Consider the following 15,200-nt stretch of genomic DNA (forward strand, 5'->3'; position numbering starts at 1 on the left):
ATGTTCGTATAGACTTGAATATATGAATAAGTTGCTAAGTTTATTGATTGTTTGTGTTGTGTCGTGGCAGGTCCTGGCGCAAGACGAGCGCTATTTCAGGCAGCTTTTTTCCGGAGAGCTCAATAAAAAAGGCAAGTCAGATGCACGCAAGTATTCCTGGAGCGTCCACACTCCCTATTACTCACTGGACTTAAACCGCGATGGAAAAGAAGAGCAGATTGTCTTTGTAAAAAAAGACAATGAGGACTGGATCGAGATCTTTGATAGTGAGAAGAATAAAATCTTCGGCCATATTTTTGAAAACAAAGGTTATGATTCAGAACTCTTCAGGATTGAACTTAAGACTCTCAATGTAGCAACAGATGTGTTGCTCCTTTATTATTACGAAGGTGTAAGCAAGTATATCGATTTTCAGGGGACGGCACGCATTTACGCCATCACGATTGATAACCGCGATCTAAAAACTCTGAGTATCTTTAAGGGCTCAAGTTTCTTTGATGAAGTGAAAACCTTCAAAGGGCATTATCACAAAAGAAATTATGAAGTGTATCTTGAAGACCTAAACCGCGATGAGACTAAAGAGCTCATTATCAAGCATAGAAATGCCAGCACTGTCTTTATCTACAAAGGACAGGGGAAGTGGATGACTTTTAATCAGGACCAAAAATAATTAAGAGGCCTTTGGGAAATCGACGTCATCGTCGTCTTCAGAATTTTGCTGATAGTCCGTTTTGTATGGTTTGAATTGCTGAGTTTTTGGATAGTATCCAACGGCCTTCTCATCAGATTTTTTGCTGAACTTTTTTGAAATCATAATCCATAGAGCAATAGGAAGAGCGATTAAGAAAATAAGCGGGCCGACGTAATTAGATGGAGTTGTTGCTTCTGCTTTGGCAACGATGTTGGCCGGGAAACGCTTTGGAGTAGGGGCCTCGTTTTTAGCGAAGTCATATCCTGAATCAACTTTTTTTGCATCTTCGATATCAACTTCAACTACCGGTTCCACTGATGGGCCACGATGAATACTATCAGGTTGTCCGTGAACAACACTTGAAAGAGTGATAAAAGTGAAAGCGAATAATAGAGCGCAAATCTTTTTTTCCATCGTGAACTCCAGAGAAAAATTTCTCTATAAGTCTTATCGAAATGAAAAAGGAAAAGATTAAATTAGTCGGGTATTTTATTTTTCGAGCTCTTCAAGCTCTTGATAAAGCGCCAGGAGTCTTTCCTCCAGAACGTTTTGGGCGTCTGTCAGGATCTTTAATTCGCCATTTTTAGGATCGGCGAGCTTGGTGTAGTCCAGGCCTGCGATCTTTTCTTCAATGATTTTAACCTTGGATTCAGTCGCTTCAATGTCGGTGTAGATTGTTTCAAGGCGAAGCTTGTTTTTATTGTTGTTCACCTTTGGAGCTGCTGCTGGTTGGGCAGAGGGGGCCGGAGTCGTTTCTTTAGAGTCTTTTGAGCTTTCTCTGAGTTCTTTTTCAATCTCTAAAGCATCAAGGTAAGGAGAAACTTGATCGTATCCACCTTCGAAGTTTTGCAGTTTCTTTTCATCAATCAGCCAGACTTTGTTCGTTACTGTACTTAAGAAAGCACGGTCGTGACTGATGAGGATGACAGCGCCTGGAAACTCAGCGAGTTTTTCTTCCAGGATCTGGATTGTTTCAAGATCGAGGTCGTTGGTAGGCTCATCGAAAATGAGAATATCACCCGGCTTTGTTAAGTTAAAAGCAAGTTGAAGCCTGCTCTTTTCTCCACCGGAAAACGTTTTTAGTGGACGGTTGATATCGTCGCGGTCAAAAAGGAAGCTTTCAAAATAAGAGATGACGTGTTTTTTAGATCCATCTGGAAGGGCCACGAAATCATTTCCATCGCCGAGCAATTGGTAAGGAGTTGTGTCGATATCGAGCTCGTCGCGCTTTTGTGAGAAGTATTGGATTTGTAAATTATCAGCAGTCTTCATCTTGCCGCCAGTTGGAGCAAGATCACCTTTGACTAATTTTAACAGGGTGGTTTTTCCCACACCGTTTTGGCCTAGAAGACCAATCTTGTTACCTTTGTGGATTTCTCCGCTGATTTGTTCAAAGAGAACTTTTGATTTTGAATACTCAAAATCAAGATCAGTGAAGGACACGAGAACTTTTGTCTGTCTGCCAGATTTTTGTAAGCTTAAATCGAGGGTCTTTTTGGCTTCACTCTTAATTGTTGAAACTCGGTCTTTTAAATCGAGGAAGTTCTCTACGCGCTTTTTACTTCTTGTCCCGCGGGCCTTAACTCCCTGGCGCATCCACGCTTGTTCGCGCTCAAGGTTATTTTTAAGCTTGTTGAGTAAACTCATCTTGGCCTGCTCTGATCTTTCCAGGAAGCCTAGGTAGTCAGTGTAAGAGCCGTCGAAGTTTTCGATACGTCCGTGCTGAATATGCAGAATTCTTCTCGTTAGTTTAGAAAGCAGGTAGCGGTCGTGAGTGATAAGCATAAAAGCTTTTGAAGTCGAGTTAAGCTCATCTTCAAAGAGCTTGATGGTTTCAATGTCTAAGTGGTTGGTAGGCTCATCCCATAAAATGAGATTGGCGTTACTTGAAAGACCAAGGCTTAGAAGAATTTTCTTTTGTTCACCACCGGAAAGGTCAGTGATCTTTTTGTCTAAATTCTCGTGGCCGAAATATTTTAAATACGATTCGTAATCTTGAATCAACTCCCATCCGTGAAGCCTCTCGAATTCGTCGAGGTGAGTTTCATAAAGCGCTTTTAGCTCTGGATAAAAAACGAAAAAGTAGTCCTTAATCGAGACATTCTCATGCCCGGCGACTGGAAGTTCCTGTGGGACATAAAAAAGAGTGAAGCGTTTTGAGTCGTCTCCATCTCCGCGCGCCTTATTAAATTCAAAAGGAGGCGTAGAGTGATCTGGAACCACCTCTCCAGAGAGAATCTTAAACAGCGTCGATTTTCCTTTCCCGTTTAGACCTAATAATCCAATACGGTCTCCTGTTGAAATAGAGAGCTGGGCATTTTTAAAAATGGTTTTAGTTCCAAAGGTAAGGTGAATGTTTTTGATGCTGCAAAGTAAACTCATTCTGCGATTATAATGAGTTGAATATCAATCGGCAATTAATTCCCAGTTGCGCAGGGAGATTCCTATAGCGTGCTACTATTAAGTTAGGTTACCTCTAAGGGTGGCTCCCTGCGGGAGAGAGTATGAACATTCCAGCAATCGCAAAAAATACTTTTGAGTTGCTTCGAAATCAGCCCGAATTCATGAACATCACCAATTCGGTGGTAGAGCACCTAAATAAAATCAAAAGTAAACTCGAGAAGGCCCGTTTTGTTCACAACGTTGTTGATGAATACAATAAAGAAGTTTTCGCTCATCCTCTTTTAAAGCAATTTGTCCCTTGTAAAGCAGGGTGTACTGGCTGCTGTCATACTCAAGTGAGTGTGACGGAAGATGAGGCCGAGCTGCTCTTGCACAACATTGATGAAGGGGTCGTGATTGATTACAATCGCTTGAGTCTTCAGAGTGAAGCAGGCAACGATTCTGCTGATTTCTTTAAACTTTCATACAAAGACCGCGCATGTGTTTTCCTCGATGAAAACGGAGCATGCAAAGTGTATAAAGACCGCCCTTCTGTCTGCCGCACCAATGCAGTTGTAGGGGAAGCCTCTCAGTGTGATACCAGCTCACAGGCCCAGGGACCTCTTCGGTTAGTTAAAACTCCCAAAGCCGATATGGCCATTGTCGCAGCTTTTGCTGTCGCCGAAAGCGGAACTTTGCCCTATATGCTCTCTAAGGTATTAAAAGAAAGAAACGCCAGAGAAGATAACGGCTTTTTCAAGAGTATTTTCGATCGTTTGACTGGGCGAAAACCAGTTTCCAAAGACACCGAACTATAGTAAAAATCCCCAATGGATTGCCTCTTATGTCACTCTGATTCAACATCTTTTGTTGCCGGTACTTTTATTTGCCCGGAATGTGCACTGGTGTTTAAAAATCCAGCTGACTTTCTGAGTGCTTCAGACGATCACGATCGCTATGCTCAACACCAAAACAATAGCGAAGACCAGGGATACCGCGATTTTTTAGGTAAGCTCCTCAATCCACTAAAAGAATTTCTTCCCCCTCATTTTTATGCGCTCGATTTTGGATGTGGCCCGGGACCAACACTCTCACTTCTTTTGGAAGATGAAGGCGGTGACGTCGAAAACTACGATCCTATTTTTTTCCCGGATGCTCATCTGCTCATCCCTGAAACTTATGATCTGGTGACATCGACTGAAGTTGTCGAGCACTTCAAAACACCAGAAAAAGATTGGGAGCTTTTAGTTGGGCTAGTTAAAGACGGAGGTCTTTTAGGAATCATGACTCAGTTTTACGTCGAGTCTATTGATTTCCAAAAGTGGTGGTATAAAAACGACCCAACTCATGTGGCATTCTACCAGGAGAAAACACTTAATTACCTGGCGGAAACCTATCATCTCGATATGATCTACAACGATCACAAGTCAGTCGTGATTTTCAGAAAGAGAGGCTATTAATGTTTACCATGTATGCAATTCCTAATTGTGACACTGTTAAGAAGGCACGCACTTTTTTAGATAAGAAAAAAATTGCTTACGAATTTGTGGATTTCAAAAAAACACCACCAACAAAAGATCAGATTAAAAGATGGGCCGATTTTATGGGGGAGCTACCCGCTAATAAAAAAGGAACGACTTACAAAAAAGTAAAAGATGAATTTGAGTCCCTGACTCCAGCGAAGAAAATTGATTTCATGATTGAAAATTCTTCAATGATCAAAAGACCAGTCTTAGAAAAAAACGGCAAAACGCTCGCCATTGGTTTTGACGAAGAAACTTACGGCGGGTTCTAGTTTGGATAAGGCGACCTACCTCAAGATTAAAGCAGAAAGAGAAAAAGCATTTTTAGAAAGTAAAAATGCCAAGGAAGATTTTTGTTTTAAATGCCATCGTCTGCAAAAGTATTGTCTGTGCCCACAGATTAAACCCTTCGATACCAAGATGAAGTTCGTTATCCTGATGCATCCAATGGAAGCTAAAAAAGAAAAGCAGGGGACGGGAAGAATCTGTCTGGCCACACTTAAAAACTCACACATGATAATGGGTGTGGACTTCACTGAAAATGAAGAGGTCAATGCTCTTATTAATGACCCGAATAATTACTGTTTCACTATGTATCCGGGAGAGCGTTCACTCAATATTTCTGAGCACGACGTCGCTCCTTTAAATAAGCTTCTTGATGAGAATAAAACCATCGTTCTATTTCTCATTGATGGCACCTGGCCTTGCGCTAAAAAAATGATGAGAGAGTCTAAAAATATCCAGTCTCTCCCGCGCATCTCCTTTACGGCCAAACACACTTCTATTTTTGAAATTAAAGAACAGCCGGCCGATTATTGCCTTTCAACTCTGGAGTCGATCCACTTCTTCATTCAAGAGTGCAGCCGACGTGGAGTTGAAAATACCGCTGGGGCCGAAGACAATCTTATTGATGTTTTCAAGGCCATGATCAAGTTTCAAATGGACTGTGCTTTAGACCCAAACAGATCTTCTTATAAACGTGGATCGAAGCTGGGTTATTCTAAAAAAGAAGACCGTGTGAAGGCCAAGAAGTGGCTGACAAAAAGCCGAAGTGTCATTCTTCCTGACCGCTGCTCTTAATAAAGACCCTGATGGCCACAAATATGGGCATTTGCTAACCTCCTAATCCTACACATATCTGACTGAATTTCTAAGACTTAGGTCAATATTACCTTCCATCTTTTAAGCCCTTAACCGTTTATAATGTAAAATAGAATATAAATAACCATTGTGGTGGGTACCCGTATGCTTAAACACCTTTATAAGACATTTTTAGTTTCGATCCTGACATGGTCGCTTTTAATGTTTAATAGCGCAGCTGTTTTTGCAGAAACAAAGGCAACGGTAACGACGGATAGTAAAGGCGTTATTTCAGCGACTAAAACTCACAAATTCGAAAAAATTTCTGACACTGATATGTTAGCTTCTTTAGGGATGTTGGCCGCTGGTTTTATTACCGGACGAATGCTGAAGAACTATAAAATTCTTGGTGGTGCGACCGACGTTATTCTGGCGGGTGCTGCAGGGGTTGCCTTCATCGCCGGTGAGATTATTTCTAACGTTAAATTCAAAGGTACGATCGATGAGATGACTGAAACGGTTGTTAAGAAGAGTGATGGTACTGTTAATGAAGAGCAGATTCAAAGATTGAAAGATTTACGTCAATCTTATGAAGAAGCAAAGAAGACGACAAAAACGAAAAAGACCCTTCAACTTGCTTCGGCCGCAGCTTTTACAGCAGCAGCAGCTGTTGCCACTTACAATGCCATTCAGGAATCCATGGCCGCAGCGGCTTGTCTTCAGGCAACAACAACTAGCTTAACAAATCTTGGAACATGTCCTGAAGGAAATACTCCGCAAACTTCATTTTATCGTCCTTACTGCGCACAGTGTGCGACAGAGGTTACGGCCTATAAAGCAAACGTTGTAAAATTTGAGGCGGCCAGAACTTCACCTGGTCCATCATTACTTGAACAAAAAGAAATTTCACCTGCACAAATGAAAGCAAATATGCCTGTTTGTGAAGATATGCTTCCAGGATCAATCACTCCTCCAGCAGCAGGTATTTCTATTGCTGCAGCTTGTGGAGCAATGGTTAAAATGGAATCAATGAATCAGGTTTTTTCATACAACCCTGCTGCACTGGGAAGTACAAATCAATTGTTAGATGAAATCCTTTATAAAGGAAACGCTCCTAAATTTACTTATGAAGACGCTAAATCAGTAGAGCTAAAAGGTGAGACGATTTTAAATACTGTTTTAGATGTTTTTTTTCCTCAAGCTAAGGCGAGCTGGCTTCCAATGCTTGGTTTAAGTGCTGCGACTGCAGCAAGCTTCTTTTTAATTACTGGAGAGACAGCAACGCTAGTTGACCTTTATATGTTCGTTCCAAGAAACCGCGCGATTGCCTTTGCTGCACTTGCCGGAGTTGCTTACCTTTCTTCGAAGTCATCTGACAATGTTATTGGTAAGCTTGATGATAATATCAAAAAGATCGATGCTATTCTTGGCGATATGGAGAAGCTGACAAAAGGTGTGAAGGCACAAAATTTAAGCAACCAATCAATTGCTATTAAGACAGTTAATCCTGCGATTAATTCAGCATCATACTCAGCTACTGGAAAAACTAAATCGCAGTGTATGGCCAATAATAGTACAGAAAACTGTGCTAGCCTGACTGATCAATTAAAATCAATGCCTGGATTTGCGGGCCTTCCTGACTCATTTAAAGACATCGCTACTCAGAGTACAACAATGGCAGATGGATTAAGTGGTTCAACTGGAGTTTCAGGATCGACATTAACGACTGCTGAAGCTTTAGGAAATAAACAAAATGCGATCGCAAAAGTTTTAAAAGGCCAGCAATCTAAACTTGAGAAAATTTCTAACGGAAAAATTAACTTTGAGAAAGGAAAAAACGATTTTCTCAACAGTGTTAAAGCAAGTGTAAAAAAAGGACTTGATAAAAAAGGAATGAGTGCTGCCGGCATGATGGCAAGTATCGGTGGAACACCGATTGATTCTTCGGCAAATAAAAATGCAGGAGATGACGTTAAGAAACTTGGAGCCTTTGAAGGCAATGTTGTGAGTACTGCTCCAACAGGTGAGGCAGAAAAGGAAAAAGAAGACTCTGGTCTAAAGTTAGAATTTAAAGATAATTCAGCCGTTGGTGATGCAACGATCCTAGGGGCGCCTCAGGTTTCAGGAGCTGACCAATACGATGTTAAGACCGATGAAATCAACGGTCAAAATGGACCGTCATTATTTGAATTAATTACCAGAAGATATATTAAATCAGGTTACCCAAAACTTCTTGAGGAAGAACCAGTTAAAAACTAAGTTCTCTCTAAGAAGATCGAGGCACGTATGTTGAAGTTTTTTTATAAAGTGTGTTTGGTATCAGTTCTGTCCGGCTCTTTGATGCTGGTTGATTTCAGTTACAAAGGGGCAATCCTTCAGTCTGCACAGGCTGAATCTGTAAAAACTGAAGCCATTAGTGACAAAGACTTAATGGGAACATTGACCATGACTGCTGTCGGGACAATCGCTTCACGTCTTTACTCTTATAAGATGACGACTGACGTAATGCTTGCTGCCGCCGGTGGTGCTGCTTTTATCGCAGGTGAAGTTCTGGCCTATCTGAAACTTAAAGAAGTTATGAAAGGTATGGAGCAGGAAATTACCAGAGATAAAAATGGTAATATTAACCAAGAGCAAATTGCGGCCCTGGAAAGATTGAGAAAATCTTATGAAGAGGCCAAGAAAACAGCGGGTACTAAGAAGATGCTTCAAATGGCAGCAGCAGCAGCTTTCGCCGCGGCGGCAGTAACTGCTTATACAATGGCCGCAGGTGATATGGCCGCGCTGACAACTTGCTCTTCAGGAATTACAACAGCTCTTAGTACTATTTCTGGTCCAGTCACTGCCACATGTAAAGGTTTACTTGCTGGAACTTATACCGCCGCAGAAGGTGCTCGCTGTATGACGGAGGTGGGAACATGTACGGCCGCTGTGACAAAATATCAGCAATCATTGATGACCTATGAAATGGCGAGACAGGCCTCTGGTCCATCAGCTCAAGGTCTAGCGACAACTACAACTCAAGGGACAGCTCTTCAAGGTGAATTAGCTGCTCTAACTGGTTCATGTACGACCTATACAGGAGCGGCAAATGGCTCGTTACAGGGGGCATGTCAGGGACTAATTCCAACTAATAATATTGCCACTAGTGGTGGGGCCGGATTAGTTGCTCCTGCCGGTAGTATGAATCAATATGACTTGCCTCCAGTATTGAAAAAGTATTACATGCAAAACCGTATGGATGCTAAAGAGATGGCAAGCGTAATTAAGAAAAATAAAACTTTCTTAACGAATTATTTTGATAAGGCTTTTGATGTCATTTTCCCTTCGGCCCATGCTGAACTTTTTAGTGCAATGGGGATTGCTTCTAAAGCTGCTATTACTTTTCTTCTTACTACATCTGCAACGCTTGGACCATCGATTGACTTATTCTTATTGATCCCACAAAAGCGTGCTATTGCGTGGGGAGTTTTGGCCGGATTAACATTCGCAGCAACAACAGCTACAGATAATGTTATCAGTCAGATTGATGCTAATATCAAAAAAATCGATACGATCCTAAGATCAATGAAGTCGTTAACTCTTGGGGCGACTGGAAGTCAGTTGGCGACACAAAAACCAATGATTCAATCGACTATTAAGCCTAGTGCAAATGCCGCCATTAGTGGTGCAAATTACGATGAAGTTGATCTATCGAAAATGGGGAATGGGACTGTATTGCCTTGTTATACAGGATCAGATTCAAAAAATTGTAAATCATTTGATGAGTCGGTTAAGAACCTTCCAAGTTACAACGGACTTAATGCTGAATCACAAATGCAGCTTTCAACACTGTTAAAGAATGCAAACGGCTTTAATGGGACAAGCAAGATTACTAAGGGGTCTCTGGAAGGAGCTTCTAATCTTGCAGGACAGGCAAATGCTCTAAGAAGTGCTATGGAGAAAGCGCAAAAAAATGCAGCTGATCGTCTGCTGAAAGAAAAGAGCAAAATCAATCTGGCACAACAGGGTAAGTCTTTATCTGACTCTATTGAAAAAGGCGTGAATGCCGCTTTAAAGAAATCAAACTCAACGGCCGCAGAAATGTACGCTTCAATGTATGGTGGACGTTCTGGAGCTTCTGCAGTGGGATCAACTGCTTCAGCAAAAGGTGATGATAAAGCAGAAGAGTTAAAGAAAAATCCAATTAAGGCCGGAAATATTGTTGATATCGGTGCTGCTGGTTCAGGTGAGAAATCAGACCTGGGACTTGGTGGTCTAAGCGATGGACAAAAAGGTGCTAACGAGGGTGAGCTTGCGGCAGAGGAAACTCAAAAAACCGCTGGTTCATCAATGGATGACTACGATTTAAAATCAAATGAGATCTCAAAAGACTCATCGACATCGATCTTTGAACTCATCTCAAACCGCTACCAACGCACAGGTTACCAACGACTGTTTGAGAAAGTTAAGACCCAAGATCCGACCAAAGCAAAAGAATAAAATACTTCATAAGCCCCTCATTTGAGGGGCTTTTAGTTTGCGGCGCGAACTATTTTTCAAACCCTCTTTACATGGTTACGATTGTATACTAAGCTCTCGTTAGGAACTGAGTCTAAAATGAGAGGTTATTATGAAATTAGATACTTATAGTCATTCAACGCCAGAAGTAGCGGAAACTAATACAATTAATACTGCTAAAATGGCCACTACGGAACAATCAGGTAAGGACTTCTTCGTACAAAACACATGTAAAGATAAGAAGGACAGCGAAGGCCATGGTGTATGCCCTCTAAGAGAGCTTTTAAGCCGTCTGGGAGACAAGTGGAGCGTGCTTCTCATCCTTACTCTTGCAAGAATGCCAGGCGAGCGTGCACGTTTTTCTGAGCTAAAAAGAAGCCTTCCGGATATTTCACAAAGAATGCTGACAGCGACTCTTAGAAATCTTGAGAGAGACGGTCTTATTTCAAGAGAGATGTTTGCTGAAGTTCCACCAAGAGTTGAGTACCAACTTACAGAATTGGGTGTGAGCATTCTGAACCCTATGAGAGAAATTGTTACCTGGATCGAAGGAAACTGGACAACGATCATCACTTCGAGAGAAACTTTTGATAAGAAAAATCCAAAAGAGGAAAACGGGCTTCAGTAGTGCTACAAAACATTGATAAAAAAAAGATTGTTGAAGTTTTAATTGAAAAGTTAAATACAGAATTAAAAGAAGTTGAAGGCGCGGCCAAATCCACTCGTGATTTGGCCACTGCTGACGATCTTAAGTCGGAAGGAAAGTACGACACTCGTGCTATCGAAGCTGGGTATCTTGCCAGTGCTCAAAGTAAAAGAGTCGAAGAAATCAAAATGGACATTCAAATGCTCGAAGACCTGGCCACTCAGATTGAGCCGGCGAGCAAGCTTCAATTAGGCTCGCTGGGTCTGATTAATTGCAATGGCCAGGAGAGATTGTATTTCCTATCTACAACGTCTGGCGGGTCGATGCTGATGATCGACAATCATCCCATTCTCGTGATTTCGGTTTTTTCTCCTATTGGCGATGCGGCCTTAGGTCTTGGTGTCGGGGAGAGTTTTGAAGTCGAAACTCCAAAAGAGACAAGACAGTACGACATTGTCGAAGTATATTAATCCAAGAAATTAACCATAGATAAAAGTAAGTGAAGTCTGGTGAAATTCCAGCACTGTCCCGCAACGGTAAAGTCCGATCCTTATTCTTATCTCCATTTTATCCCGCGGAGGAATTTATGACTGAGCCATTCTCATTATCTGCCCTTATTTCTGCTAAGATTGAAAACTCAATCACCAAGCAAACAAAAGCAATCTTTCCCGATGTTACGAACCACTATGAAACACTGTTTGGTGGGACGGCCTTATCCTGGATGGATGAAATTGCTTTTATCTGTGCCACTCGTTTTTCTCGATTGAGAGTCGTCACCGTGTCTACTGATAGAATTGATTTCAAGAGGCCAATCCCTGCAGGGAAAATTGCTGAACTAGTCGCCAAAGTTAAAAGAGTCGGTGAGACCAGCCTGGTTGTTGGAGTGGAAATGTTCACTGAAGACATGTATGGAGAAGGAAGAGAGCTTGCTGTCAGAGGGGATTTCACCTTTGTGGCCATTGATGAAAATAAAAGACCAACGAAGGTTTTAGCATAATCTTAAGGCCCCATTTTAGGGGCCCTAAATAGGTTATGACGTATTTTAGACAAATCTTATTTTATAACGATTGTCTAATAGTCCTTTTCGAATAAGAAACTTAAGGTCTAAATAAAATGCAGGGAATTTTTCTCTAAATGAATTTCTTGTTTTTGTTCATTCTTTAACCACTCACGAATCCAAACTTAATGAATCCTCAAGTCACTATTAATTTTCCTGACCTAGGTTAACTATTCTGATTCATTCTCGATAAGCCTTGCAAATAATCTCAGTTCGAAAATAGGCGCGGCTTTAACCAAGGAATTGTATTTGAAAAATTTTAGTTTAAAAGCGAAGTTGCTCTCGCTCTCTGTTTTCCTTGTAACTATCTCGATAATTATTGGTGGAATTAGTTACTGGGGAATAAATGCGGTAATTAAAGATTACTCAGTTATTGCAGATGTGAGTTTCCCAAATAGTACAGGAATGCTCCAAATGTTCTCAAATTTCAGAATGGCACGAATTGAAGCATTTCAGATTGTTTCAGAATCAACAAGTGTTGAAGAAAAAAATATAGCCATTGAAGAAATCCTAAAAGTAATTGAATCAGATAAAGAATCACAGAAAAAATATAATGAAGTAGAATTTCTTCCTGGTGAAGAAGTGCTTTATAAAGAATTTAGAAAGGATATTGATGCAGGTTTTGCTCTATTGACTAAGATGATAACTGATTACAAGAGCGGGAAAACAGACCAGGCGTCTTTGGATAAAATGAGTGTAATGCTAGAAACAGAGATGTCAAAGATTGGGGCACAAGGTAGAGTTGCGATGCAAAACCTTAGTAAGTTCCATTATGATTATGCTGATAAGTCAGAGGCAAATGCCAAGGCTACAGGTGAACTAGCAAACAAAGTTAGCATCGGATCTGTTTTAATTCTTGGGTTTATTGGGATTGCTGGTTCTCTATTATTTTCAAACTCTCTTACTAAATCACTTAAAGCTATCAGTGACGCTCTCGATGAATCAAGTACACAAGTGTCGTCAGCAGCGGGACAAATCGCTTCTTCTTCAGAAGAGCTTTCTCAGGCAGCGACAGAGCAGGCAGCTTCTCTGGAAGAAACGTCGGCTTCAGTAGAAGAAATGAGCTCGATGATCTCTATCAACTCAGAGAACGCTAAAAAAGCTTCTGAAAACTCTGTGTCTTCTCATAAGCAAGCAGAGAGAGGACGTCAGGTCATAAGTGAAATGGTGGCTTCAATGTCACAAATCAATGAAAGTAATAATAACATTATGACTCAGATTAATGCTTCTAACGAGCAAATGGGTGAGATCGTAAAAGTTATCCAGGAAATTGAATCAAAAACAAAAGTTATCAACGACATCGTATTCCAGACAAGGCTTCTATCGTTCAACGCTTCTGTGGAAGCAGCGAGAGCTGGTGAGCAAGGGAAAGGATTTGCGGTTGTAGCTGAAGAAGTCGGTAACCTGGCACAGATGAGTGGTAACGCAGCTAAAGAAATTTCCGAAATGCTAGCGTCTTCAATTCAGAAAGTAGAAAGCATCGCGAATGAAACAAAAACAAAAGTAGATATCCTGATTACAGATGGTGCTGAAAAAGTAAGAATGGGTACAAAAGTTGCTGAAGAGTGTGGTGAGGTTCTTGCTGAAATCGTAAAGAATGTTTCGAGTGTTAGTACAATGGCGAGCGAGATCTCAAACGCAAGTTTGGAGCAGTCTAAGGGGATTCAGGAAATCACAAAGGCAATGGGACAGCTTGATCAGGTAACTCAGACCAACTCTGCGACTTCAGAAGAAGCGGCGAGTGCGGCAGAAGAATTATCTGCACAGGCAGACTCTTTAAAGAACCAGGTATTAACTCTTGTTTCAGTTATCAACGGGACATCTGCTCCGGTGAATACTGGCTTTGATAAAAAACCAGATGAACCAAAGCACACAACAAAAGCACCTGTGAACACTTCATCTTCAGCAAACGTTATCCATATGAAAAAGCCAGCGGTTAAAGTGGCGACAACTGCAGCCCCAGCAATGAAAAAAGCGGCCAATGGTGGAACTAAGGATGGAGTACCAAGCTACGACCATCCAGGATTTGAAGAGGTTTAAGACTTGAACTTTGCATTGCCAGATTTTTCAAAGAATTTTGAAGAAGAGAAACATATTCAGGACGAGGACTTTGCCTATTTTCAGGCCCTCGTCCTTTCTATTGCAGGGATTTCCCTAAGTGAGAAAAAGCGCGATCTTTTAAAGACGCGCTTAGGTCCTTATATCCGCGACAATAATCACGGCAATTATAAAGAATACCGCCGCTATCTTGAAGGGCTGACAAAAGATCACCCAGAATGGCAAAATCTAATTAATCTGATTACAACGAATAAAACAGATTTTTTTAGAGAGCCTGCTCACTTTGAATACATTGAAACCAAGCTGATCCCTGAATGGGTGAGGATGGGAAAAAAAGAAGTGTACATTTGGTCTGCTGCCTGCTCATCAGGGGAAGAGCCCTATACACTGGCAATGTTTTTAAAGAAGAAACTTCCTAATGAAATGAATTTTAAAATTTTGGCATCAGATATTGATACAAATATTTTAAACCGTGCTCAAAATGGTGTTTATCCAATTGCAAAGGTTGATGAGATTCCCGAAGAGTTTCGTAAAGATTTTCTGGATAAAGGGACTGGTGCTATTGAAGAGTGGTATAGAATTAAGCCGTATTTGAAAAAACACATTGAGTTTAAACTCTACAACTTAATTGAGGACACTCTTCCAAGTGATGAGCTTTTCGATTTAGTTCTTTGCCGTAACGTGATGATTTATTTTCCAAAAGAAGTCATCAAATTGGTGGCCGATAAAATGTATAAGGCCACAACTAAAGAAGGGTGTTTATTTATCGGTCATTCAGAGTCTCTCCAGGCCGTCAAAAGTTCATGGATTTCAGCGGCGCCTTCGGTTTACAAAAAGACAGCGCTCGGAAAAAGAAAATGAATGAGAACATCCTTTGCCTCAATATCGGTGAATTAATTGTGACGGGCGAGGAAGTGGTGATCAGTAATACTCTTGAGTCTTGTGTCTCAGTTTGCCTCTATTCTCCCAATAAAAAAGTCGTGGGGATGATTCATTTTGCCCTGCCTTATTTTTTAGACAACAGTGAAGAAGGAGATGATCTTCGTTATGGAGACCGCGCGATTCCGATTTTAATTGAAGAAATGGTTAAAGCAACCAAAGAGCCGGTAACTGGTTTGAAGGCAAAGATTGTCGGCGGTGCCAATTGTTTTACTCGCGATTCAAAAGGTGGGCAGAAAAATTCTTTATCACAGTATCGAAGGAAGATTGCAAGTAGCAAGTTTAACTAAGCTGGATTAATGCCATGGGTGTTTGCTCGACAAG

15 protein-coding genes and 1 riboswitch are annotated in these 15,200 nt (G+C 41.1%); of the genes, 13 read left to right on the plus strand and 2 right to left on the minus strand.

From position 1 onward, the window contains the following. The first annotated feature begins 22 nt into the window (after window positions 1-22). Window positions 23-670 (plus strand): hypothetical protein, encoded by a 648-nt coding sequence (locus ACN20O_RS11345; RefSeq protein WP_491634044.1) that lies wholly within the window; start codon window positions 23-25, stop codon window positions 668-670. On the opposite strand, the gene ACN20O_RS11350 is transcribed toward ACN20O_RS11345, so the two are convergent. Together ACN20O_RS11350 and ACN20O_RS11355 are read right to left on the minus strand one after the other, a co-directional pair. After that, window positions 671-1,105 (minus strand): hypothetical protein, encoded by a 435-nt coding sequence (locus tag ACN20O_RS11350; protein ID WP_491634045.1) that lies wholly within the window; start codon window positions 1,103-1,105, stop codon window positions 671-673. 75 nt (window positions 1,106-1,180) lie between these two features. After that, on the minus strand, window positions 1,181-3,073 hold the full coding sequence (locus ACN20O_RS11355; RefSeq protein WP_491634046.1) for an ABC-F family ATP-binding cassette domain-containing protein: 1,893 nt from the start codon (window positions 3,071-3,073) through the stop codon (window positions 1,181-1,183). A gap of 122 nt (window positions 3,074-3,195) precedes the next feature. Between ACN20O_RS11355 and ACN20O_RS11360 the strand changes: the two genes are divergently transcribed. The 12 genes from ACN20O_RS11360 (at window position 3,196) to ACN20O_RS11415 (ending at window position 15,166) form a co-directional block, all read left to right on the plus strand. Next, window positions 3,196-3,891 carry a YkgJ family cysteine cluster protein gene (locus tag ACN20O_RS11360; RefSeq protein WP_491634047.1) on the plus strand — a complete coding sequence of 232 codons (696 nt, stop codon included), beginning with the start codon at window positions 3,196-3,198 and terminating at the stop codon, window positions 3,889-3,891. 12 nt (window positions 3,892-3,903) lie between these two features. Continuing rightward, window positions 3,904-4,533, plus strand: coding sequence for a class I SAM-dependent methyltransferase (locus ACN20O_RS11365; protein WP_491634048.1), 630 nt, complete (start codon window positions 3,904-3,906; stop codon window positions 4,531-4,533). Beyond that, entirely contained in the window at window positions 4,533-4,868 is a 336-nt protein-coding gene (locus ACN20O_RS11370) for an arsenate reductase family protein (protein WP_491634049.1), read from the plus strand. Before ACN20O_RS11365 ends, ACN20O_RS11370 begins: the two co-directional genes overlap by 1 nt. Before the next feature lies 1 nt (window position 4,869). Further along, entirely contained in the window at window positions 4,870-5,676 is an 807-nt protein-coding gene (locus ACN20O_RS11375) for a tRNA-uridine aminocarboxypropyltransferase (RefSeq protein ID WP_491634050.1), read from the plus strand. A 165-nt stretch (window positions 5,677-5,841) separates the two neighbouring features. Further along, complete coding sequence (locus tag ACN20O_RS11380; RefSeq protein WP_491634051.1) at window positions 5,842-7,935, plus strand: hypothetical protein; 2,094 nt, start codon at window positions 5,842-5,844, stop codon at window positions 7,933-7,935. Window positions 7,936-7,962: 27 nt separating this feature from the next. Further along, window positions 7,963-10,158, plus strand: coding sequence for a hypothetical protein (locus ACN20O_RS11385; protein ID WP_491634052.1), 2,196 nt, complete (start codon window positions 7,963-7,965; stop codon window positions 10,156-10,158). A 130-nt stretch (window positions 10,159-10,288) separates the two neighbouring features. After that, window positions 10,289-10,804 carry a winged helix-turn-helix transcriptional regulator gene (locus tag ACN20O_RS11390; RefSeq protein ID WP_491634053.1) on the plus strand — a complete coding sequence of 172 codons (516 nt, stop codon included), beginning with the start codon at window positions 10,289-10,291 and terminating at the stop codon, window positions 10,802-10,804. Continuing rightward, window positions 10,804-11,292, plus strand: coding sequence for a GreA/GreB family elongation factor (locus ACN20O_RS11395; protein ID WP_491634054.1), 489 nt, complete (start codon window positions 10,804-10,806; stop codon window positions 11,290-11,292). The genes ACN20O_RS11390 and ACN20O_RS11395 overlap by 1 nt, the downstream gene beginning before the upstream one ends. Window positions 11,293-11,307: 15 nt before the next feature. Next, a riboswitch (adenosylcobalamin-variant (AdoCbl-variant) riboswitch) is annotated at window positions 11,308-11,382 on the plus strand. 26 nt (window positions 11,383-11,408) lie between these two features. Then, on the plus strand, window positions 11,409-11,819 hold the full coding sequence (locus ACN20O_RS11400) for an acyl-CoA thioesterase (RefSeq protein WP_102242422.1): 411 nt from the start codon (window positions 11,409-11,411) through the stop codon (window positions 11,817-11,819). A 309-nt stretch (window positions 11,820-12,128) separates the two neighbouring features. Beyond that, window positions 12,129-13,919, plus strand: coding sequence for a methyl-accepting chemotaxis protein (locus ACN20O_RS11405; RefSeq protein ID WP_491634055.1), 1,791 nt, complete (start codon window positions 12,129-12,131; stop codon window positions 13,917-13,919). Window positions 13,920-13,922: 3 nt separating this feature from the next. Next, window positions 13,923-14,798: a CheR family methyltransferase gene (locus ACN20O_RS11410; RefSeq protein ID WP_491634056.1), complete on the plus strand. Its 876-nt coding sequence runs from the start codon at window positions 13,923-13,925 to the stop codon at window positions 14,796-14,798. Next, the gene (locus ACN20O_RS11415) at window positions 14,795-15,166 is read left to right on the plus strand and encodes a chemotaxis protein CheD (protein WP_491634057.1); all 372 of its coding nucleotides are present in this window, start codon (window positions 14,795-14,797) and stop codon (window positions 15,164-15,166) included. Before ACN20O_RS11410 ends, ACN20O_RS11415 begins: the two co-directional genes overlap by 4 nt. Window positions 15,167-15,200: the final 34 nt, after the last annotated feature.

This window comes from Bacteriovorax sp. As-1 (assembly GCF_058446905.1).